This is a genomic window from Paenibacillus sp. JCM 9796 (assembly GCF_055379675.1).
The window spans coordinates 4577116-4600049 of sequence record NZ_AP043723.1; the positions used below are offsets into that span (position 1 = coordinate 4577116).

A 22934-nucleotide genomic window follows, 5' to 3' on the forward strand; every position below is an offset into this window, starting at 1 on the left:
ACCAGGCCTTATAAATAAACCGTATAAGGGATGGTAGTTCAAGAAAGAACAGGAGCTTCAGGGAGGAGAAAACGTTGATGAACATCGTGGTACTGGACGGTTATACCTTAAATCCGGGGGATTTGAGTTGGAGTGAATGGGAGAAGCTGGGGCGCTTGGTTGTATACGACCGCACCTCTCCGGAGGAGATTGTGGATCGCGCTTATGAAGCGGAGATCTTGATTACGAACAAAACGCCGCTTTCGGCGGATACCCTGGCCCGCCTTCCCAAGCTTAAGTATATCGGCGTATTGGCGACGGGGTACAATGTTATCGATACGGAGGCTGCCCGTCAGAGGGGAATTCCCGTAACGAATGTGCCGACGTATGGCACGCAATCGGTCGCCCAATTCGTATTCGCTCTCCTGCTGGAGCTCAGTTCGCAGGTGGGGCGGCATGACGAGGCGGTGAAGCAGGGCGAGTGGTCGCGCAGTCAGGACTTCTGTTTCACCCGGTCGACGCTGGTCGAATTGTCCGGGAAGACGATGGGGCTGGTCGGGCTGGGCCGGATCGGCGGTCAAACGGCCCGGATCGCCCGGGCGCTGGACATGCGCGTGCTTGCCGCAGGCAGCGGCCGGACGACTCCGCCGCCGCATGAAGACGTCGAGTGGGTGCCGCTGGAGCGGCTGCTGGCCGAATCGGACGTCGTCAGCTTGCACTGCCCGTTAACGCCGGCTACCGAGCGCATGATCAATGCAGAGCGCATTGAATTAATGAAGCGCTCCGCCTTCCTCATCAATACTTCGCGCGGCGCGCTTATTGATGAGCAGGCGTTGGCTCAGGCTCTGCACGCCGGACGTATCGCGGGCGCTGCGCTCGATGTGTTGGCGGTCGAGCCGCCGCCGGCCGAACACCCGCTGCTTACCGCGCCGAACTGCATCATTACCCCTCACATTGCCTGGGCCACTCAAGAAGCGAGAGCCCGATTAATGGCAACGGCGGTCGACAACGTCCGATCGTTTATGAACGGGGTTACCGTGAATGCCGTCAATAACCTGGGCGGCTAGCCGGGAGGGAAGGTTCGTAAGCCTGTGCCTTGCCAATAACGGCGGCATATGAGGCCAGCTTGTCCTTTACCCAAGGATCATTTTCAGGTATGTTTGGCATAAGCCATTTTTTGAGGAGAAGAGGAGACGCGTACGGCGTATGGCAACCATTAATGATGTAGCGTTAAAGGCAGGGGTTTCGGTAACGACGGTTTCGCGTGTATTGAACAATCGGGGTTATATTAGCGAAGCGACGCGGCGTAAAGTATACGAATGCATGGACGAGCTTGGCTATCGCCCCAATGAAATCGCGCGCTCGTTATTGAAGAAGCAATCGAACCTGATCGGGCTGATTCTGCCGAGCGTGTCCCATCCGTTCTTCGGTGAGCTGGCGACGCATCTGGAGTACTACGCGCATCAATACGGATTTAAGCTGCTGTTGTGCAACTCCTTGCTTGACCCGAATAAAGAGCGCGAATATATCGACATGATGAAACGAAACCGGGTCGACGGCATCATTATGGGCAGCCATACGTTGGAAGTCGGGGAATACAAGCATATAAACCGGCCTATCGTGACCATGGATCGGCGGATCGGCGACAACATTCCATTTGTCGCTTCGGACAATTACCGCGGCGGCGAGCTGGCGACGAAATTGTTGGTCGGGAAGGGCTGCAAGAAGATCGCGCATATTTGCGGAAATTTAGAGCTTAATTTGCTTGCGAATCAAAGGAGCGAAGCGTTTAAGAACGTCGTCAACCAGAGCGGGACCGATCATGTCATGATCCAAACGGATATGAACGTGTTCGACCAAAGCCAGTACGAGCGTATTATTGACGAGCTGCTGCAGCAGCATCCCGATATCGACGGCGTGTTTGCGACCAGCGATATCATTGCGGCTTTCGTGGTGCAAATATGCCGGCGTCTCGGGAAAGACGTGCCGCGCGACGTACGGGTCGTCGGATATGACGACGTCAACGCGGCTTCCTGGATGTTCCCCTCCTTATCTACCATAAGACAGCCGATTGAAGCGATGAGCCGATTGGCGATTGACCTTATTCAGCGGCAATTGGACGAATCCGAATTCGACTATCACAACATTCTTCCGGTCGAATTGATCGAACGGGAGTCTACGTAACCGGAATGAAGACTAGACGACTGCGCTAAGAACGGGACTACGGGGCATTGATGCTTCGTAGTTTCGTAAACCGTATGATGTCAAACGATTGACATGTCAAACCTTTGACATCTATAATGGCCCTTATATTCCCCTTGTTCAATGTGCAGGGCTCCTTAAATAAATATAAGACGCAGCGCGATCGGAAAGGATGCATAATGACCTATACCGTAGAGAAAGCGAACCGATTTATTCGGGAAAACAAACATCAGCTGCGTTCGGACTTCAGGCTGCATTACCATTTCATGAGCGAATACGGCTGGATGAACGATCCGAACGGGTTTATCCATTATAACGGAACGTATCATTTGTTCTATCAATATTATCCGTACGAGGCCAAATGGGGGCCGATGCATTGGGGCCATGCGGTGAGCGGCGATCTGATCCGGTGGGAGCACCTGCCGGTCGCTCTCGCGCCCGATGAAGCTTATGATCAGGGAGGCTGCTTCTCCGGCAGCGCGATCGAGCATGAGGGACGTCTGTACTTGATGTATACCGGGCATGTCGAGACCGGACCGGATAAGGACCGGGACTACCGGCAAGAGCAGGCGATCGCCGTGTCGGAGGACGGGGTGACCTTCGTGAAATGGAAGGATAATCCTGTCATTGCTGCCGGGGCGATTCCGCAGGGCGTGAGCCGCCAAGATTTCCGCGATCCGAAGGTGTTCAAGCGCGGAGACGCGTATTATGCCGTGCTCGGATCGAATGACGGCGCAGGACACGGGTTGATTTTGCTGTATCGATCGGCGGATCTGGTACACTGGGAGTATGTGAACGTCATCGCGAAGAGCGATGGAACGCTGGGCGATAACTGGGAATGTCCGGATGTGTTCACGCTCGGCTCGAAGGACGTGCTGATGATGTCGCCTCAGCGGGTGCCCGCGCAAGGGGACGATTATTGCAATTTGCATTCCACGACGTATATGGTCGGGCACTTGGATACGGACGATGGCCGCTTTCATTATGACGCGTATTATCCGATCGATTACGGCTTCGATTTCTACGCCCCGCAAACGACGATTGACGCACAAGGCCGCCGTGTTATGATCGCCTGGATGGATATGTGGGAATCGTTGATGCCGACGCAGCAAGGACATCACTGGGCGGGGGCGATGACCGTTCCGCGCGAGGTGCTGACGGACGGCGACCGTCTGGTGTTCAAGCCGGTGGACGAGATCGAAGCGTATCGGCAAGCCCCTTACGAACTTTCAGATGTTATACTGAAGGGGGAGCGGGTTCTGGAGACGCAAGGAGACCGTTATGAGCTGAAGGTTGTGATCGAGGCCAAGGGTGCGTCGGCGTTCGGAATCAAGCTGCGTACGTCCGGTCGGGAGGAAACCGTGCTGTCCTATCATGCGGAGGAGCGGCAGTTCCGCTTCAACCGCGATCGTTCAGGGATAGGACCGAAAGGGGAAAGAAAAACGTCCATCGAGCTGGAGGACGGCAAGCTTAGTTTGCGAATCTTCGTCGACGTCTCCTCTGTAGAGGTGTTCCTCGGGAAGGGGCATAAGGTGATGACCGGCCGTATTTATCCGAACGAACAGGCGCGCGGAATTGCGTTATTCTCCGAAGGCGAGTGCAGGGTCGTTTCGTTGACGAAATGGGATATCGGTTAATATTTAGGAGGGACGTTCATTGTCTATCGTGTATACGATTGGGGAAGCGCTGATTGATTTTATTCCAACGGAAAAGGGCATCGGGCTGAAGGATGTGGGCGGGTTCGAACGGGCTGCCGGCGGGGCTCCGTTCAATGTGGCGTGCGCGGTTGCGAAGCTCGGCGGCTCAAGCGCGTTTATCGGCAAATTGGGCCGCGACGCGTTCGGGGATTTCCTCGTCGAGACGATGAGCGGCATAGGCGTGGATGTGCGTCATGTGCTTCGAACCGGCGAAGCCAAGACGGGACTTGCCTTCGTCAGCTTGAGCAGCGACGGGAACCGGGATTTCTCCTTCTACCGCAATCCGAGCGCGGACATGCTGCTCGCCGCGGACGAGATCGGAGGGATTCCGTTCGGGAGCGGCGACATTCTGCATTTTTGCTCGGTCGATTTGATCGAAGCGCCGGTGAAATATGCGCACCTTCAAGCGATTGAAGCGGTGAAAGCCATGGGCGGCATCGTCAGCTTCGATCCGAATGTGCGGCTGCCGTTGTGGAGCAGTCCGGAGGCGTGCCGGCGGACGATTCTGGCGTTTCTTCCGAAAGCGCACATCGTGAAGATCAGCGATGAGGAGCTAGCCTTCGTCACCGGGCTGGAGGACGAGGAACAAGCGATCGCCTCGTTGTTCACGGGCGACGTCCGGCACGTGGTCTATACGAAAGGCGCAGCCGGCGCCGTCTGGTATACGGCGGACGAACGGGTCGCCGTCCCGGGGCACTCCGTTACCGTGGCGGACACGACCGGCGCGGGAGACGCCTTCATCGGGGCGCTGCTGTATCAATTGCATACGCGCGAATTACCGGTGAACGGTCTCGAACCGGGCGTCATCCGGGAGATGCTGGCTTACGCGAATGCGGCGGGCGCGATCGCAACGACGCGTAAAGGCGCCGTATCTTCGCTGCCGGGGAACGAGGACGTGCTGCGGATGCTTGGAGGCGTGTAGCCAGGCGGCGGTCAACCTGGGCCGCCTGGCTGGAATTGCGAATCCGGGTGTACGATCGCCCGGATGCCATGGCCAGTGATCCCGCGGCATCCATGAACGGCTTCAATCCCAAGGTTTGGGCTGCGTTTTTGTTTTCCTGAGGATGCGCAGCTTCTGCCACCATTTGCGGTGCTTTTTGCTTTCTTGATACGTTCTGAGCTGCTGCATGACCAACTTGGCGCGATCTTCGCCTTGGTACTTGATTCGGATTTCCTCATAAAAGCGGTTCGGATCCATCGTATTCGATCACCTGTTGTCCTTATAATGTGCGTAAATAGGTATGTTTTTCCTCAAGGAACGTGTGTTCTCATTATACTTCGGTTGAAGAGCGACATGCAAATGGGCGGACGCCGGACCAGCCGCGAATACGTACTGTCGAACCGCCTGCTTTCCTGCCGGGGAAGCGGGCGATTCGTATGCAAGGGGCTGCGTCCCGGTCCGTGTGCCGTATTAAGCCGGGGAGACCGGGGGAGGAAAGACAGCCCGGCCTAGTGAATACAATACCTGATAGAGGGGTACTTCCTGGGATATCGTGTTTGTTTGTGGCCAAACAAAACATCGATACGTCAGGCGGCTGCGCCTTTTTTCTGTCGCTACATACCTGTGCTGGAACAGGCTTGGCACTTCAGGGGCACGAGCATAAAAACATCACGAAGCGGAAATGTCGATCATATGATGTAATAAAGTCTGAAAATTCCAACATTTCATTAAATTCCATCATCCTGAAGGAGTAGGTGAACGTGATGGCTGACTTGTCGGTGCCGCTGTCTTTTCCCCGTTCGCGGCAGGAGCAGTTGGAATGGTTGAGACGTTGGAAGGGTCAAGCGTACATGGACGATCTCAAGCCTGAGCTGTTAAGCGACGCGGATGTATCGAGGTTGTTCCGCTCCGTTTATTTGGGCTTCCTGAAGCTGGAGGAGGCGGCGGACGAATTGATGCTCTAAAGCAAAGAGGAAGAGAGGAGGATACGGCATGAACCGTTCCGAACCGTTCATTCGCAAGGCGGAGCTGTACGGAGCCGCCAATTACCATCCGCTGCCGATCGTCATCACGCGCGCCGAAGGCGTTTGGCTGGAGGATGCGGACGGCAGGCGTTACTTGGATATGCTGAGCGCCTACTCGGCTGTGAATCAGGGGCACCGGCATCCGAAAATTATTCAGGCGTTGACGGAGCAGGCCGGACGGGTCACGTTAACGTCGCGGGCGTTTCACCACGACCTGGCCGGAGACTGGTACGAAGCGGTATGCCGCTGGACGGGCAAAACGACCGTGCTTCCGATGAACACCGGGGCGGAGGCGGTCGAAACGGCGATCAAGGCGGCACGGCGTTGGGCGTACGAGGTCAAAGGCATTCCTGATTCGCAGGCGGAAATCATCGTGTGCCGGAACAACTTCCACGGGCGCACGATTGCCGTGACCTCTGCCTCCACCGAGCCCGCATACCGGGCGGGCTTCGGTCCGTTCACGCCAGGCTTCGTCACGGTGCCGTTCGGCGACGCCGAAGCGCTGCGGCAAGCGATAAACGAGCGAACGGCTGCTTTCCTGTTCGAGCCGATACAAGGCGAAGCCGGGATCATCATTCCGCCTGCCGGTTATTTGCGCGAGGCCGCCGCTTTATGCCGCAGTCACGGGGTGTTGACGATCGCGGACGAAATTCAGACGGGGCTCGGCCGGACAGGGAAGAAGTTCGCCTGCGACTGGGAAGATGTGCAGCCTGACGTTTACGTGCTCGGTAAAGCGCTTGGCGGCGGCGTGCTCCCGGTATCCGCCGTTGCCGGGGACCGTGAAGTGCTCGGCGTCTTCAATCCGGGCTCGCACGGCTCGACATTCGGCGGCAATCCGCTGGCCTGCGCCGTTTCGCTGGCCGCGCTGCAGGTGCTGGAGGACGAGAATCTGGCCGAACGCGCCCGGACGTCAGGCGTTTGGCTGCTGGAACGGCTCAAGCAGATCCGCTCGCCCCTGATTCGGGACGTCCGCGGTCAAGGACTGCTGATCGGGATAGAGCTTCAGGGGCCGGCCAGACCGTACTGCGAGCGCTTGATGGAAGCCGGATTGCTCTGTAAAGAAACGCACGATCGCGTCATCCGGATAGCCCCGCCGCTGACGATTCGGGAGGATGAGCTTGATTGGGCGGCAGATTGCGTAGAAGACGTATTGACGGAAAGGAGCTGACGGCGTGAATCCTTACTCCCGTAAGGGCTTGTCAAGGTTGACGCCGCTTAAGCTCATTTCCGAATGCTGGTAAGGGAGGCGCCCGTATGCTGGATCCGATGCTTCGACGAAGCGTACTGACCGTGGCGGAGCTTGCTCCGGTCCGGTGGCTCTTTGAGAAACACGGCATGAAGTTCGGCGTCGATCGATTCATTGCCGGAGAATCGCTGCCCGAGGCGCTCGCCCAAGTGAAAAGGCTGAACGAGCGCGGACTGCTGGCTACGCTCGATCTGCTGGGCGAGAACGTATCGGATGCTCGTCAGGCCGAGCAAACCGCCGCCGCCATTGCGGAGCTGTTCCCGGTCATCGAACGGCATGGGCTGCGCGCGAACGTATCCGTCAAACTGACGCAGCTCGGGTTGAAGACGGATCCTCGACTATGCTTGAAGCTCATGGAACGCATCGCAGGCGAGGCGGCCGCTTGCCGGAATTTCGTGCGGATCGATATGGAGGACTCTTCGGTCACGCAGGCGACGGTGGATTTGTTTCGCCAGCTGCGCAGCGGTTTCGGTCCGGAACGGATCGGACTCGTTCTGCAATCGTATCTGTTCCGGAGCGAGCAGGACGTCCGGGAGATCGGAACGCAAGGGACGAACCTGCGCATTGTCAAAGGCGCTTACCGCGAACCGCCCGATGTCGCGTATCGCCGTAAGCGGGAGGTGGATGCGGCCTACGTCCGTCTCGTTCGCGCCCACCTGGAGCAGGGCGGGTACGCGGCGGTGGCGACGCATGACCCGCGGATGATCGGCAGCGTGCTTGAGCTGACCGAACGACTGGCCGTTCCCCGGCATCGGTTCGAATTTCAGATGCTATACGGGATTGCCGTCGATTTGCAGCGGAGTCTGGCGGATGCCGGTTATGCCGTGCGGGTTTACACGCCGTTCGGCCGTCATTGGTACCCTTACTTTACGCGGCGCATCGCCGAGCGGCCGGCGAATTTCTGGTTCGTGGCCAAGCATTTGTTCCGGTCTTCATCCGATTATGCAGGACAGAGGTGAGCAGCATGACGAAGCTAACGGGCAGGACGCTGTCCATTATCGGGGTGCCTATGGACTTGGGAGCAAGCCGGTGCGGCGCGGACATGGGACCGACCGCGATTCGCAACGCCGGTCTGGTCAGCCGATTGGAGCAGCTTGGGCACAGCGTTAAGGATGAAGGAGACTTGGTCGTGAAACGGTGCAGCTCCTTGTCCGTTCCGGGGACGGCAAGCTCCCTGCGCCATCTGGACGAAATCGCGGCAGTCAACGAACGTCTGTGCGAGGCGGTGGCGAAGGCGGCGGGAGACGGCCGCCTGCCGCTTGTGCTCGGCGGCGATCACAGCATCGCCATCGGCACGGTGGCCGGGATGTCCAGCCGCGTCGACAAGCTGGGTCTCATCTGGTTCGACGCCCATGGCGACGTGAATACCGCCGAGACTACGCCCTCCGGCAACATCCACGGGATGTCCCTGGCGGTTGCGCTCGGCTGCGGGCATCCCCGATTAACCGGGATTGGCGGCAAGACGGAGAAGGTGCAGCCGGAGCATACGGTGCTGGTCGGCGCGCGATCGCTCGACCCCGGCGAACGTGAATTTCTCAAGAAGCGGGGCATCCTTGTGTTTACGATGCGCGATATCGAGCGGCTCGGCATTGAAGAGGTCATGAAGCGGGCGATGGACCGGGCAGCGGACGGTACGGACGGCCTTCATCTGAGCCTTGACCTCGACGGGCTCGATCCGTGCGAAGCTCCGGGTGTCGGTACACCTGTCCCCGGCGGAATCCGCTTGCGCGAGAGTTTGCTTGCGATGGAACTGCTGGCCGACGCGGGCGTGCTCCGAAGCGCCGAGTTCGTCGAGGTGAACCCGCTGCTCGATCGGCAGAACCGGACGGCTCTGGCCGCGGTTGAGCTCATCGGCGCGTTGTTCGGGGAGAAGATTTTGTGAGTGGGGGCGCTGGCGGGGGGCTCGCCGTGCGGCTGCGTTCGGGCGGGGCTTCAACGCGGCGCGCATATTTTTCAAGCCCAGGGACAAATGGTTAGTATAACATGTTCGGACCCGGTCCGAGGAAGGTGGAATACGATTGATCGCTCACGATATCGCCGCCATGCTGGACGATAGTATTCAAACGGTGGCAGGCTCGAATACGACGAATATTTTGGTCGGACCGATACGGCTGCCGGTCGAGTTGGACGGGGAAACGGTCCTGTTTCAGTGGTACTGCTGGCTTCCGGTTCATGATCCGGCGGCAGCCCGAATATGCCGGGAACAGGCGGATACGGAGCAATTGATCGGACGTCTCTCTTCCTGTAACTTGGCGGAGAAGCAGCAGTCCAGCGTGCTGGTGTACGGTGATTTTGCCGGCGCCGAGCGGGCGCTCATCCGCATGCACAGCATTTGTCACACCGGTGACATTTTTGGCAGCAAGCGCTGCGATTGCGGGTTTCAATTGCATGAATCGATGAAGATGATCGTACGGCACGGAACGGGCGCGCTATGTTACTTGGCTAATCATGAGGGGCGGGGCATCGGCTTATTCAGCAATGCGATGGCCTACATTTTGCAGGAGAAAGGTCTTGATACCGTGGAAGCCAACCTGGAGCTCGGCTTCAAGGACGATGCGCGCAATTATGACGACGCGATCAGCATCCTTCGATTTTTGCGGCAAAAGCCGGTGACATTGATCACGAACAACCCGAAGAAGCTGGAAGCGCTCAAGGCTTCGGGCATGAACGTCGAAGACCGAATTCCATTGTGGGGTGACATTTCGCCGTATAACGAAAAATATTTGCAAACCAAAGTGGCGCGTTCCGGCCATTGGAGAAGCGGCGCGGGGTGTCCGAATGAAGATGACTAGCCGGTGTCCGAAAGTCAAATCCTTTTGCCGTCCGCCGGCGCATATAACGAATGGAAGAAGTAAACAGTGCCCTTCGCGCCTTCATCTAAGGCGGCGAAGGGTATTTTTATATGTCGAAACATTCACGATGGAGCTCATGATTTGGCGAAAAATCGGCTTTCTACATGATAAATGTGGAAACATGCATAAAATTTGGAAAATTATCGAAAAAAAGAAGGGATTTTTATCCTAAATGTGGAATTAAATGCTAATCAAAGCTGCCAATCGCATAGGCTTTCCTACTTGGGTCGCATACGATTGGGGTCAAGCGCAGGGAAATCAAGCTTGACCGAATAGGATGTCAAACGGTGTAAGCCGCTATGCATCCGTTCCTCCCGGGGTCGCTCAGCCCGGCGGACCACAAGCATGAGTCGCGCATGGATGCAGGCAGAGCGAGCGCCTGCCCGCCTATTCCGGCTTCCGAGTTTAAGCCTGCCTGCATTTCCCCAGTAAGGCATTATAGAGACAGAGGAGAAGAGAGCGATGCGAGTTACTCAAGTACTGGCGGCAAATTTTAAAAAATGGGGAGTCGACCATATTTTCGGCATTCCTGGTAAACCCATATCCCCGATTATGTTGGATTTTGATGCGGAAGGCATCGAGTTCGTCTTGACCCGGCACGAGTCGGGAGCAGGGTTCGCGGCATCCGGCTACGCCATGATGAATCGGACGTTGGGTGTGGCCGTCGGCACGTCAGGGCCGGGCGGAACGAATTTATTGACGGCGGCCGGACAAGCGAAGGCGTATCATGTCCCCTTGTTGATCCTGACCGGACAACCTTCGGCGGAAGACTCGGGAAAGGCGATGGGACAAGACTCGAGTCTATTCGGTACGGATCTGGTGAAAATGTTCGAACCCGTCACGCTTTTCAGCGCACGAGTGGAGCGTGCGGATTTGGTGCAGCGGTATGTGCAGCATGCGATTGAGAAAGCTTGCTCCGGCATAAAAGGTCCCGCGCATTTGTGCATTCCTTTCGACATCTTGACAGCGTCCATCGAACCGTTCTCCATTCCCTTGCCGACGCACATCCCGAAGCTGATCTCGCCGAATCTCGATGATGCGATCGAGCTCATCGGAAACGCGCGGAAGCCGGTTCTCCTGCTTGGCAAAGGCGTCATGGCGGCGAACGCGTATGAGGAGGTGCGCACGCTGGCCGAAAGCTTCCGGCTCCCGGTCATCTTAAGTCCGGGCGGCAAAGGAGCGTTCCCGACCTCGCACCCGCTTTGCCTCGGCAACTTCGGTTTAGGCGGTACGGAAGCCGCGCGGCAGTATTTGAAATCGGGTGTGGATCTGATGATCGTCGTCGGCAGCAAATTGAGCGATATGACCTTGTCCGGGTTCACCCCGGAGATGATGCCGCAGCAGGTGATCCACTTCGATTGCGATGCGACCTTCGTCGGCAAGGCGCTGCGGGTCAAGACGTGCCTTGTGCTGGGTGACGCCAAGGAAAACTTGCAGCGTATGAACGCGCGGTTGAAGAAAGGCGCCGGATTCATCGAGCTGGAGCATACGGCGGCGCAAGCGGCAGCCGCGGCAACGGCCGGAGAGGTCGAGGAAACGCCTCTAAGCGATGCGGAGGCCGGCGTGTTGTCGGCGGTTGACGCCGTTCGTGCGTTGCGCGACGCTTTGCCCTCCGATGCTATCGTTTTTGGCGACGACGGCAGCCATACGTTCTACGCGCTTCAGCATTTCGCTGTCGAGCAAGCCGGGACCTTTGTGTTCGATGACGTGTTCGGCGCGATGGGCCATGCGATCGGTTATGCGATCGGCGCGAAAGCGGCTGCTCCGGACCGCACCGTCGTGTGTTTAACGGGGGACGGCTGCATCATGATGCACGGCACCGAAGTGTCTACGGCAGCCAATCACCGGCTCCCCGTTATCTTCGTCGTACTGAACAACGGAAGGCTGGACATGGTCGATAAAGGGATGTCTTACAATACCGGTCGCAGCGTGGGGGCGATTTATACGGCGCCGCTTGATGCGGTGATGTTTGCGCAGTCCTTGGGAGCGGCCGGCCACCGGTGCTTCGACGCCGATCAGGTGCGAACGGCTGTTACCGTAGCTTTGCGGCATAACGGACCGACGGTTATCGAGATCATGGTCGATCCGTTGGAAATTCCGCCGATTTTAACCCGATTGTTAACGTTAGACTAATGCATGCCATCAAGGAGGAGCTGTCTATGAGCGAAGATCGTTATTTACAAGGCAAACAAGTCATGTCCAAGCTTACCGGACTGGAACAGTTTCCGCCGCTTGAAGCGATTCGCGGCTTTTACCCGGCGTTCGAGGAACTCATTGTCATGAACGGTTTCGGCGACATCTATACGAGACCTGCGCTTGACGAGAAGCAGCGGGAGCTGATTACGCTATCGTCGCTCGTTACGCAAGGCGCGGTCGATCAGCTGGACTTTCATGTCCATGCGGCGTTGAACGTCGGGGTACGGCCGGTGGACATCGTGGAGCTTCTCATGCATTGCTCCGCTTACGTGGGGTTCCCGAAAGCGATCGGCGCGCTGCAGGTCGTCATGAGGATTTATCAAGAGCGGGGCGTGAGTGTGGAAACGGAAGCGCGCGCGTAACCTGCGGAGTGCAGCCAAGAAGAACCGCCCGTGTTTGAACTGCTACCCTCTATGTAGACATGGCATTAAAAAGCCGAAAAAGTCTACCTAGGGGGTTGTTTTTTCATGTCCAAAAAAGGATCCATCCATCGTAAACATTCGCAGGAGTTTAAAGTAAGGCTTGTGGAGCAGCATCTTCAAGAAGGCATATCCATAGAAATACTGGCTGTCCAGCACCAATTAGAACCAAGGCTTATCCGTAGTTGGAGGACAATCTATATCGAGCATGGTGCGAGCGGCTTACAGCCTAAAGCGAAGGGCAGACCTAAGGGAACGCCTGCTATTGGCAGACCTAAGACGACCTTCACTTCCGAGATGGAACGATTACAGTACGAGAACGCGAAACTAAAATTGGAGATCGCACAATTAAAAAAGCTCCAAAATCGCTCTTTTTGGTGGAAAGCAGTCTTTGGAGTGGACGTATGACAAGCTCAAGATCGTTCCTGTCGCTGACTTCAAGTTCCAAAATCTCATTGTTGTAGAGATCAAGGAAGACAGACAAGTATTGAACGGTACCGCGACTATACAAGTATGTAACATCGGGCTGTGTATGTTCATGCGCTCTTTCACAATAACGAAAGGCCTCAATCTAGATTAAAAAACAACGCACCCATTCCCTACAGGAAGGAGTGCGCTTAGCGGCTTTAATATCTCTGTCTACAAAAACTTGACCAGTTCAGAGCGGACGGTTCTTCTTGGCGTATACAAGCGTGCGTAAACCTATGCAGCTTTACTTGCTGTACGGCGGCTGCGCTGAGGGCAGCGGAAGCACGACGGTCATCGTCGTCCCGACATATTTCGTAGAGGTGATATCGATCGTGCCGCCATGGTTTTCGATAATGCGGTAGCTGACGGACAGCCCGAGCCCAAGCCCGTTCTCCTTGGTGGAAAAGAAAGGATGCAATATTTGCTTCAGCTCGTTCTCGGTTAACCCGATACCGTTATCTTCGATTCGAATCCGCACATGCTTATCGTCGCGTTCGATGCTGACTTGGATCGTACCTTTCTCGTGTAAAGCTTCCAGGGCATTTTGCAATATATTAATGAGCACTTGTTTGATTTGCGCGGGGTCGGCATGCAGGTAAATCGGTTGACCGCTTAGGGGGTATTGAACGTAAGCGTTTTTCATAATAAACTGGCTTTCCATGAAATGCAGCGTATCTTCGACGAGGGATTGAATATCGATCTGCTTGCGGTCGGGTACGCTGGGCTTGGCCATCAGCACAAATTGCGAAACGAGGTCGTTTAATCCGAGCAGCTCGCTGTACACCATATCGATATACAGCTTTTCTTTCTCCGGGGGGACAGCGCCTGATTTGAACATCTTGATAAATCCGATAATGGACGTGAGCGGATTGCGGATTTCGTGGGCGAGTCCGGCCGCCAGCTTGCCGATGGCGGAATATTTCTCGGCGGCGATAATTTGCTTCTCGAGCATATGGCGCTCGGTAATGTCGCGAAACTGCGCGCACATGCCTTTGGTCCGGCGGTGCTCGTCATAAATGATATAACTGTCGAATTGGCAGACGAGTCCGCCGTTCAGCGGATTGCCGAACGTAATTTCCACATTTTCAAAGGATTTGCCGTGCTGCAGCACTTCAAACATATATCGGCCGAACGGATCGATGTCGAACACGGAGCAGCCGATCAGATCGGCCTTCGCGCTTTGCGTAATTTGTTCGATGAACGGGCTGGATTCCGTAATGCGGCCGTAAACGTCGGTAATGATGATCCCGTAGCGCATATTTTCGATTAATATGCGGTTGAGCAGGTCGAGCTGACGATTATTTTTGATCAGCAGGATCTCCCGTTCGATTGAATCGACAATGTTGCTGAGCAGCGTCAAATAAATCGGGTTGTTCTGCTCCAGAGTAGTCAATAACGAAATCGTTCCCGAAAGCGGGAATATGCTGCAGAAATGAAACGGGACGCTGTAACAAGCCGATTGATGAAGCGCCTGATGGTAGTGCTCTTCCCCGATAATGGCCACCGGCGCGTCGACCTGTAAGGCAAGATGTACCGAATTCGTGCCCATATCTTCTTCGCTGTATTGAATGCCCTTGATGATGCCGAGATCCATGACGGTTTTCTTAATTAACTGGTCGCCGTACATTTCAAGAATAAATCCTTGCTCGTCGGTTAGAACGAGAAGGATCGGGGTGTGCGACAACAAGTGGATGACCCGCCCGGCAAAGAGGCTCATGACGGACAGCAGCTCGTCATATTTCATGCGTCGGTTATATAGTTCACGAGCTGACAGTTTCTTGGAAGGGGATGGAATAAGAGCAGGATTTAATCCGATTTGTTTACAGCGTTCTTGAGATTCCAGTATGGCGTCCATCACATTGTTACTCATTCTTGTCTTTACTCCTGTTCATTTATTCCATAATATGGGTTACCTGTTATATTATATATCGAGATAGTTGAAAAATATGTCAGTTAATGTCGTATCGATAAATATTGTTTGGATGTGAAGTCCGACGAATACGCGCTTGAAAGCAGCGGGAAGGACACCCGCCCGCAGGCGGTTGGCCCGGGAAAATGCGGATCGGCAGGGGGCTGCGCTTGTCCCCTCGCTTGTCCCCTCAGCCCATCCCAAGTATGATGAGAGCAAACGGGATGCCGTTAATGAACATCTGCTGGTTGAAACGGAGGAGGTCATGAAGATGGGCAAGGAGAACCTTGATGCCAAACGGCCCGTAGCGCTCGTCACAGGGGCTTCCAGCGGGTTCGGCCTGCTCGTTTCGGTGACGCTGGCGCGCCGGGGATATCGGGTCGCCGCCACGATGCGTAACGTGGCAGCCCGCGAACATCTGCTGGAACGGGCGGTGCGGGACGGCGTAGGGGAACTGATCGAAACGATGCCGCTTGACGTGACCAAGCCGGAATCGATTGAGCTGGCCGTCGCTGCCGTAACGGAGCGGTACGGGCGGATCGACGCGCTGGTGAACAACGCCGGCATGGCCGTCGGCGGGTTCGTCGAGGATGTGCCGATGGAGCGGTTCCGCGAGCAGCTGGAGACGAACTTCTTCGGTTTGGTCGCCGTCACGAAAGCGGTGCTGCCGCATATGCGAGAGCGCCGTTCCGGCTGTATCGTCAATGTAAGCAGCATCAGCGGCCGTTCGGCTTTCCCGGGATACTCGGCTTATGCCGCGTCCAAGTTCGCGGTCGAAGGGTTCAGCGAATCGCTGCGATTGGAGATGAGACCGTACGGCGTACGCGTCGTCCTGATCGAGCCGGGCGCTTACCGCACTGCGATTTGGCAGAAAGGCTTTGATACGATCTGCACGTCAGCCACGTCTCCCTACCGCGAGCCGCTCGCGCGCGTCCTGCGTTATTCGCGGCAGGCCGCGCAAGCGGCGCCCGACCCCCGGGAAGTGGCCGATCGGATCGCCGGGGTGGTTGCTTTGTCCAACCCGAGTTTGCGGTACCCGCTTGGCAGGGGCGCCAAAATCGCGCTGCGCGCGAAAGCGCTGCTGCCATGGAACTTGTACGAGCGCGTGCTGCTCCGTATATTGAACTGACTTTGGGCTCATTCATCATTTTGGCGTATACTAACGGATATACATTTTGAACTTTCGGACGAGGAGATAAGGCAGATGGATAGCAACGAATTTGAACAACATCTGGAAAAATATGCGGAGCTCGTCGTACGCGTCGGCGTCAACATTCAACCGGGTCAGGTGCTGCTGGTGGAATCGCCGCTCGAAGCCGCCGGGTTTACCCGCAAGGTGGTGCAAAAAGCGTATCAAGCGGGAGCCAAATATGTTCAGGTGCAGTGGGACGACGAGGAAGTGACGAAAACCCGTTTCGCTTATGCGCCGGACGAGTCGTTTTCTTATTACCCGGCGTGGACTGCGCAAATGATGGAACAGCTCGCAGAAGGCGGGGGAGCGCTGCTGAACATCAAAGTGCCCGACCCCGAATTATACAAGGGCGTTGACTCGCATAAAGTAACGGCTGCCACGAAAGCGGCCGCTGTGGCGCGCCAAAAGTTTCAAGGCTATGTACGCAATAAAAAGTTCAGCTGGTGCTTGGTGAAAGCTCCGACCCGCGCATGGGCGGCCAAAGTATTTGCCGATCTGCCGGAGGATGAGCGGATTCAGGCGATGTGGGACACCATTTTCAAGATGAACCGGGTGGATCGGGAGGATCCGATCGCGGCGTGGCAAGCGCATATCGACCGGCTGAAGACGGCGAAAGACGATTTGAATGCGAAGAAATATAAAAAGCTGCATTACCGGGCACAGGGCACCGACTTGTCCGTAGAGCTGCCGGAGGGCCATATTTGGCATGGCGGCGGCACAACCGACGATCAGGGCGTTTATTTCGTAGCCAATCTGCCTACCGAAGAAGTGTATACGATGCCTCATCGCCTGGGAGTCCACGGGACGGTGACGAGTACGAAGCCGCTCAATTTGAATGGCCGGCTGGTGGAAGGCTTTTCGCTCACCTTTGAGAACGGCCGGATCGTCGATTATTCGGCGGAAGCGGGTTTGGACTATTTAACCGCACTGCTGGAAACCGACGAGGGAGCCCGTTATCTGGGGGAAGTCGCGCTTGTTCCGCACGACTCGCCGATATCGAATTTGAACCGGGTGTTTTACAACACCGGGGTCGATGAGAACGCCTCGTGCCATTTTGCCATCGGCAGCGCGTATCCTTTTACGCTGGAGGGCGGTACGCGAATGACGCAGGAGGAGCTGCTGGCGAAGGGCGCGAATGTCAGTCTGACGCATGTCGACTTTATGGTCGGATCGGCCGAGCTCGATATTGACGGAGAGCTGCCGGACGGCAAGCGAGAGCCGTTGTTCCGGCAAGGGAACTGGGTGACGGGCAGAGCTCATGCGAACTAGATGCGGCAGGCTGGTCAGAAGCGGAATGTTCGGGCGCTGCGGCGCACGGCGTTCCGCTTTTTGGCCGTGAGCGCGCAAGTGCTGCCGTTCGTCATCCGAGCAGCTCATGATTTCGAAGCGGGCAAAGGAATTTATTCGACGATGGAGAAATAATAACACGGACAGCCCGCATACATATGTAAGAATGAGTCGTATAGCCTTACCTGAGAGGATCAAAATGACACGAATGTCCAGCATGCAAACAGGCTGCCGGCTTCGCTTATTACTCTTGCGCGGGAGGATTCGTATGAAAAGTAAGCTGGCTTCCGCTCTATCGCTATCTGTCCTGGCCGGCGTCGGTTTATGGGCCGCCGGCTGCACTTCCTCAGCCGGCTCGCCGCCGGGGCGGGAAGCGCCCCTCACTGCGGCGGTGCCCCGGCAGGAGACGCTGCCGCCTGCGGAACCGGATGCGGCTGTGTCGCCTTCTGCAGCAGCGGCGCTTGCGTCCGCGGCGGACACGGACGCCGCAGACGCTGGCGCTGCCGGCGATGCGCCGCCTGCGGCAACGTCGCCGCCCGAAGCCCCGGCGCCATCGCCCGGCGTCAACGAGACGGCTGCGGCCGCGGCGGCCTCCCAAGCCGCGGCGGAAGCGGCTGCGGAAGGCCGTGAGGCTGTAACGGCCGTCGTGTACGCCGGGTCCTCCGCGAACGCGGAGGCGGAAGCCTTCCCCGCTGCGCTAGACAAGAAGACGGTATCCATGCCCGTGCTCAACTACCACAGCATCGGTCACGATCCGGGCAATTCGCTGGTGCTTGCTCCGGACAAGTTCGCCGCTCAAATGTCGTATTTGGCCGAGCACGGATTTACGCCGCTCTCCTTAACCGAATTTATCCTGATCCTTGAGAAAAAGAAGCCGGCTCCCCCGAAGCCCGTGCTGCTGACGTTCGATGACGGTTACGAAGACAACTTCGAGCACGCGATGCCTGTGCTGCAGAAGCATCAATTTCCCGCAACGCTGTTCATGTCCCCCGGCGTCGCAGGTCAGGACGGTTACCTGAACTGGGAGCAGGTGAAGCAAATGCACGAGTCGGGCTGGGATATTCAGCCGCACGGCATGACGCACCCGCATCTGCCCAAGCTTTCTCCCGAGAAGCAGAAGGAGGAAATTACGGAAGCGCGCCGGCTCATTGAGGAGAAGCTCGGGACGAAGGCCGACGTCTTCTGTTACCCGTACGGCGAATTCAACAAGACCACGTTGTCCGTGCTGGAGGAGGCCGGGTTCCGTTACGCCTTTACAATCCGGCAAGGCTGGACCACTTCGGCGCAGCCGCCTTTGGAGCTGAAGCGTATTTATGTGAACGGCAAAGAGCGCTTGTCGGAATGGGTCCGCAGGTTGAGCAAGCCGTAGCGCCCGCTTGACGAAAGGCGAATCCAGGCACGCCCCTGATCATTTCCCTTGACAGCGGCTGCATCTAATACTATGATTAGTATCAAGTAAATACAATGTGACGGAGAATGTTGAGATCCACACTTTTTGGTATCCTTAGGCATAATAAGGATACCATTGGGTGTGGATTTTTGTGTTTCCGTCAACCATGTAAATCAAACGGCGAGGGAGTTTTAGCAGATGCCATCCAAATTTTCAGGGCTCGATCGTGACGCCTTATTAGACCAAATAAACGGTATGCATGTGGATTTATTAGTGATAGGCGGCGGAATTACAGGCAGCGGTATTGCCTTAGACGCCGCTAACCGGGGGATGAAGGTCGCATTGGTAGAGATGCAGGATTACGCCGCGGGAACATCCAGCCGCTCCACGAAGCTGGTTCATGGCGGACTGCGTTATTTGAAAAACTTCGAAGTCAAAATGGTGGCGGAAGTGGGCAAGGAACGGGCCGTCGTGTACGAGAACGGACCGCACGTGACGAAGCCGGAGTGGATGCTGCTGCCGATCTACAAAGGCGGAACGTTCGGCACTTTTTCAACCTCGATCGGTTTAATGGTTTATGATTACTTAGCCGCCGTGAAGCCGAACGAGCGGCGCAAGATGCTGAATGTCAGCGAGACGCTCCAAAGGGAGCCCTTGCTCCAGAAGAAAGGCTTGAAAGGCAGCGGCTATTATGTCGAGTATCGGACGGACGATGCCAGACTGACGATCGAAGTCCTTAAACGCGCGGTAGATTTTGGCGCTTTCGCTGTGAACTATGCGAAAGTCGAGCAGTTCTTGTATGAGGACGGCAAGGCAATCGGAGCCCAGGTTGTCGATCGGTTGTCGGGAAGAACGATACAGCTGTTTGCCAAAAAGATTGTAAACGCAACAGGGCCGTGGGTAGATACGGTGCGCGAGAAGGACAATTCCAAAAAAGGGAAGCAGCTGCGCTTGACGAAGGGCGTGCATATCGTCATTGATCAAAGCCGGTTTCCGTTGAAGCAGGCTATATACTTTGACACTCCCGATAAGCGGATGGTCTTTGCCATTCCCCGGAACGGCAAAACCTATGTGGGGACGACGGATACTTTTTATGAAGGGGATATCGCACATCCGAAGATGTCCACGGAAGATCGAAGCTATTTGATCAAGGCCATCAATGACATGTTCCCTGATGTGCGCATTCGTGAGCAAGACATTGAATCGAGCTGGGCCGGCTTAAGGCCTTTAATCTATGAGGAAGGCAAGGACCCTTCTGAAATTTCACGGAAAGATGAAATTTGGGAATCGGACTCCGGGCTGATCACGATCGCCGGCGGCAAGCTGACCGGCTACCGGAAGATGGCCGAGATGGTCGTCGACCTGGTTGCGGAGCACCTTCATCACGAATATCAGCTTACCTTTCAACCCTGCAGGACCAAAACGCTGCCTATCTCCGGCGGCGATGTAGGCGGATCTTCGAATTTTGCGCATTTTGTTGAAGAAAAGGCTACACTTGCGCTTCAATATGGGCTAAGCTTGGAGAGCGGCCGGAAATTGGCGCAGCTATACGGTTCTAATATCGATAAAATTTTGGAGATCGCAAAATCGGGAAATGGCAAGGCCGAGGCGGAGAAGTATGGTTTGCCTCTCGACCTGTATCTCAGCTTGATGTATGCCGTACAGGAGGAAATGTCGGTAAAACCGGTCGATTTCCTGATTCGGCGGTCAGGGGCCGTCCTGTTTCATATGGGTCTGGCCAAGGCATATAAGGACCAGGTCGTTCATTGCATGAAGATGATGTTCGGGTGGGACGAAGAGACCGCCGCAAGGTACGCGAGCGAATTGGAACAAGAGATGCAGGATGCGGTCACGCCTCGCGATGAGACCAAGCGGAACTACTCCAAAGCCATTTAGCCGGAATGGATAAGGGACGATTGCGCCAGCCGGAGCGGAGAATTTCTTCTGGAGTCAGGTTCCCGGATGCAACGCCGTGCAAATGACGGGTGCTTTGACAGGAGCAAGACATAAGTAGGAGGTTTTTGTGTGGACAAGAAATATGTACTCGCCCTTGACCAAGGTACGACCAGCTCCCGGGCGATTCTCTTCGATAAAGCGGGAACGATCGTAGGCATGGCTCAAAAGGAGTTCACCCAGTTGTATCCGAAAGCCGGCTGGGTTGAGCACGATGCGATGGAAATTTGGGGAACGCAAAGCGGGGTAGCACGGGAAGTTCTGGAAACCGTCGGCATACGCCCGCAGGAGGTCGCATCGATCGGGATTACGAACCAGAGGGAAACGACGGTCGTCTGGGATAAACATAACGGAAAACCCGTATACAACGCAATCGTATGGCAGGACCGGAGAACGGCGGGGATTTGCGACGAGCTGAAGGAAAGAGGTCTGGAGCCTTACATTCGGGACAACACGGGACTTGTCGTCGATGCCTATTTCTCGGGCACCAAGATCAAATGGATCCTGGACAACGTCGAGGGAGCCAAGGAAAAAGCGCAGCGGGGCGATTTGTTATTCGGCACCGTGGATACATGGCTGATCTGGAAATTAACGCGGGGGCAGATACATGCCACGGACTATTCCAACGCCGCCCGTACGATGCTGTATAATATCAAAGAGCTGTGCTGGGATGAAAAGCTGCTCAAGGAGCTTGGGATTCCATTCTCGATGCTGCCTGAAGTCAAACCGTCCGCGGGCCTCTATGGGGTCACCGATCCGCAAACATTCGGGGGCTCCGAAATTCCGATCGCCGGGGTTGCGGGCGATCAGCAAGCGGCGCTGTTCGGGCAAGCCTGCTTCGAATCGGGCATGGCCAAAAATACGTACGGCACAGGCTGCTTTATGCTGATGAATACGGGAAACCGGGCAGTTGCCTCCAAGTCCGGGCTGTTGACGACGATCGCATGGGGCATGGAAGGCAAAGTCGAGTATGCGCTGGAAGGAAGTATATTTATTGCCGGAGCAGCGCTGCAATGGCTTCGCGACGGGTTGAAAATGATCGATTCGGCGGCGGACTCCGAGTTTTACGCCGGCAAAGTCAAAGATACCGACGGCGTGTACGTTGTACCTGCTTTTGCCGGTTTAGGCGCACCCTACTGGGATATGTACGCGAGAGGCGCCATGTTCGGCTTAACGCGGGGAACCAAAAAGGAGCATATTATAAGAGCCACGCTGAACTCGCTGGCTTACCAGACGAAGGACGTCCTGAGCGCGATGGAAAGCGACTCCGGATTGAAGCTGCAGTCCCTGCGGGTGGACGGCGGAGCTACGGCGAACAATTTGCTGATGCAGTTCCAGGCAGACCTTCTGGGGGTGAACGTACAAAGGCCTCAGGTGACGGAAACGACGGCACTCGGAGCGGCGTATATGGCTGGGATCGCTGTCGGCTTCTGGGACAAAGGAGATATTGCGAAGCGTGCGAGCGGGGATGCGACGTTCGTGCCGAATATGGAGGAAGAAGTCCGCACGAAACTGTACAAAGGCTGGAAGAAAGCCGTGAAACGAACGATGGAATGGGAGAAGGACGAAGAGTGACACCATCCATACGTCAGGAAGATAAGCTGGACGTGGAGGACGCGTTATGATCAAAAATATGGTTATACCGGCCGTAAGAAATTTTAAAGAGCTGGAAATGGCGCTCGCTGCGCCGCAAGATGTGATTTTCCTGCTTGAAGGCGAGCTCATCCAGCTGCAAGGCATCGTCGAAAGCGTCAAAAGAGCGAAAAAGAAAATTTATCTCCATCTGGATATGGTCAAAGGCATCAAGGAAGATGAGGCATCCATTCATTTTCTGTCCAAAGTGATCAAGATCGATGGCGTGATCAGTACGAGAACCTCTTCCTTGATTCATGCGAAGAAATACGGGTTGAGCGCCATTCAGCGGGGCTTTCTGATCGATTCTCATTCCATAAGAACGATTATTCATGCTGCGGCGCAAGTGAAGCCGGACTATATTGAAATCCTCCCCAGCTTCTCTTATCCGAAGCTGGAAACCGTAAAGAAAGAAACGGGTGTGGATATTATTCTTGGCGGGTTCGTTGAGAAGAAAGAGGACGTAGCCACCTTATTCCAGGCCGGCGCGATTGCCGTATCCACCAGCAGGGCGGAGTTGTGGTAACCTCATAAGAGTTGAAAGTTT

Annotated in this window: 21 protein-coding genes; 19 read left to right on the forward strand and 2 right to left on the reverse strand. The window is 55.9% G+C overall.

All coding sequences use genetic code 11. The features are described 5' to 3' along the window. The first annotated feature begins 77 nt into the window (after positions 1–77). From ACZ439_RS22065 to ACZ439_RS22080, 4 genes are all read left to right on the forward strand, one after another. Positions 78–1046 carry a D-2-hydroxyacid dehydrogenase gene (locus ACZ439_RS22065; protein ID WP_054797943.1) on the forward strand — a complete coding sequence of 323 codons (969 nt, stop codon included), beginning with the start codon at positions 78–80 and terminating at the stop codon, positions 1044–1046. A gap of 139 nt (positions 1047–1185) precedes the next feature. Continuing rightward, positions 1186–2163, forward strand: a complete 978-nt coding sequence (locus tag ACZ439_RS22070) for a LacI family DNA-binding transcriptional regulator (protein ID WP_054797942.1) — start codon at positions 1186–1188, stop codon at positions 2161–2163. 197 nt (positions 2164–2360) lie between these two features. Further along, positions 2361–3818 (forward strand): glycoside hydrolase family 32 protein, encoded by a 1458-nt coding sequence (locus ACZ439_RS22075; protein WP_464620217.1) that lies wholly within the window; start codon positions 2361–2363, stop codon positions 3816–3818. A gap of 19 nt (positions 3819–3837) precedes the next feature. Beyond that, complete coding sequence (locus ACZ439_RS22080) at positions 3838–4800, forward strand: carbohydrate kinase family protein (protein WP_464620218.1); 963 nt, start codon at positions 3838–3840, stop codon at positions 4798–4800. A gap of 102 nt (positions 4801–4902) precedes the next feature. Here ACZ439_RS22080 and ACZ439_RS22085 read toward each other — a convergent pair whose 3' ends face one another. Then, positions 4903–5076 (reverse strand): hypothetical protein, encoded by a 174-nt coding sequence (locus ACZ439_RS22085; RefSeq protein WP_155613858.1) that lies wholly within the window; start codon positions 5074–5076, stop codon positions 4903–4905. A gap of 503 nt (positions 5077–5579) precedes the next feature. Between ACZ439_RS22085 and ACZ439_RS22090 the strand changes: the two genes are divergently transcribed. From ACZ439_RS22090 to ACZ439_RS22125, 8 genes are all read left to right on the forward strand, one after another. After that, positions 5580–5783, forward strand: a complete 204-nt coding sequence (locus ACZ439_RS22090) for a hypothetical protein (RefSeq protein ID WP_141334428.1) — start codon at positions 5580–5582, stop codon at positions 5781–5783. Positions 5784–5811: 28 nt separating this feature from the next. Continuing rightward, on the forward strand, positions 5812–7011 hold the full coding sequence (locus ACZ439_RS22095) for an ornithine--oxo-acid transaminase (protein WP_054800353.1): 1200 nt from the start codon (positions 5812–5814) through the stop codon (positions 7009–7011). 86 nt (positions 7012–7097) lie between these two features. Then, on the forward strand, positions 7098–8048 hold the full coding sequence (locus ACZ439_RS22100; protein WP_464620219.1) for a proline dehydrogenase family protein: 951 nt from the start codon (positions 7098–7100) through the stop codon (positions 8046–8048). Between the two features lie 5 nt (positions 8049–8053). Beyond that, on the forward strand, positions 8054–8971 hold the full coding sequence (gene rocF / locus ACZ439_RS22105; RefSeq protein ID WP_054797955.1) for an arginase: 918 nt from the start codon (positions 8054–8056) through the stop codon (positions 8969–8971). 160 nt (positions 8972–9131) lie between these two features. Then, complete coding sequence (locus ACZ439_RS22110; RefSeq protein ID WP_054800356.1) at positions 9132–9881, forward strand: GTP cyclohydrolase II RibA; 750 nt, start codon at positions 9132–9134, stop codon at positions 9879–9881. 522 nt (positions 9882–10403) lie between these two features. After that, a complete protein-coding gene (locus tag ACZ439_RS22115; RefSeq protein WP_464620220.1) occupies positions 10404–12074 on the forward strand; it encodes a thiamine pyrophosphate-binding protein in 1671 nt (556 codons plus the stop codon). A 26-nt stretch (positions 12075–12100) separates the two neighbouring features. Then, on the forward strand, positions 12101–12499 hold the full coding sequence (locus ACZ439_RS22120) for a carboxymuconolactone decarboxylase family protein (RefSeq protein ID WP_054797939.1): 399 nt from the start codon (positions 12101–12103) through the stop codon (positions 12497–12499). 105 nt (positions 12500–12604) lie between these two features. Then, positions 12605–12964 carry a transposase gene (locus ACZ439_RS22125; RefSeq protein WP_464620221.1) on the forward strand — a complete coding sequence of 120 codons (360 nt, stop codon included), beginning with the start codon at positions 12605–12607 and terminating at the stop codon, positions 12962–12964. A gap of 304 nt (positions 12965–13268) precedes the next feature. On the opposite strand, the gene ACZ439_RS22130 is transcribed toward ACZ439_RS22125, so the two are convergent. After that, a complete protein-coding gene (locus ACZ439_RS22130; protein ID WP_127607434.1) occupies positions 13269–14894 on the reverse strand; it encodes an ATP-binding protein in 1626 nt (541 codons plus the stop codon). 310 nt (positions 14895–15204) lie between these two features. Here ACZ439_RS22130 and ACZ439_RS22135 point away from each other — a divergent pair, with 310 nt between their 5' ends. The 7 genes from ACZ439_RS22135 (at position 15205) to ACZ439_RS22165 (ending at position 22913) form a co-directional block, all read left to right on the forward strand. Beyond that, positions 15205–16062 carry an SDR family oxidoreductase gene (locus ACZ439_RS22135; RefSeq protein ID WP_464620222.1) on the forward strand — a complete coding sequence of 286 codons (858 nt, stop codon included), beginning with the start codon at positions 15205–15207 and terminating at the stop codon, positions 16060–16062. Positions 16063–16137: 75 nt separating this feature from the next. Beyond that, on the forward strand, positions 16138–17394 hold the full coding sequence (locus ACZ439_RS22140) for an aminopeptidase (protein WP_054797935.1): 1257 nt from the start codon (positions 16138–16140) through the stop codon (positions 17392–17394). Next, positions 17395–17547 (forward strand): hypothetical protein, encoded by a 153-nt coding sequence (locus ACZ439_RS22145; RefSeq protein ID WP_155613859.1) that lies wholly within the window; start codon positions 17395–17397, stop codon positions 17545–17547. It begins immediately after the preceding gene. A gap of 133 nt (positions 17548–17680) precedes the next feature. Beyond that, positions 17681–18781 (forward strand): polysaccharide deacetylase family protein, encoded by a 1101-nt coding sequence (locus ACZ439_RS22150; protein WP_464620223.1) that lies wholly within the window; start codon positions 17681–17683, stop codon positions 18779–18781. A 219-nt stretch (positions 18782–19000) separates the two neighbouring features. Continuing rightward, positions 19001–20698 (forward strand): glycerol-3-phosphate dehydrogenase/oxidase, encoded by a 1698-nt coding sequence (locus ACZ439_RS22155; RefSeq protein ID WP_127607430.1) that lies wholly within the window; start codon positions 19001–19003, stop codon positions 20696–20698. Between the two features lie 129 nt (positions 20699–20827). Beyond that, entirely contained in the window at positions 20828–22330 is a 1503-nt protein-coding gene (gene glpK, locus ACZ439_RS22160) for a glycerol kinase GlpK (RefSeq protein ID WP_054798447.1), read from the forward strand. 46 nt (positions 22331–22376) lie between these two features. Then, a complete protein-coding gene (locus tag ACZ439_RS22165; protein ID WP_054798448.1) occupies positions 22377–22913 on the forward strand; it encodes a glycerol-3-phosphate responsive antiterminator in 537 nt (178 codons plus the stop codon). Positions 22914–22934: the final 21 nt, after the last annotated feature.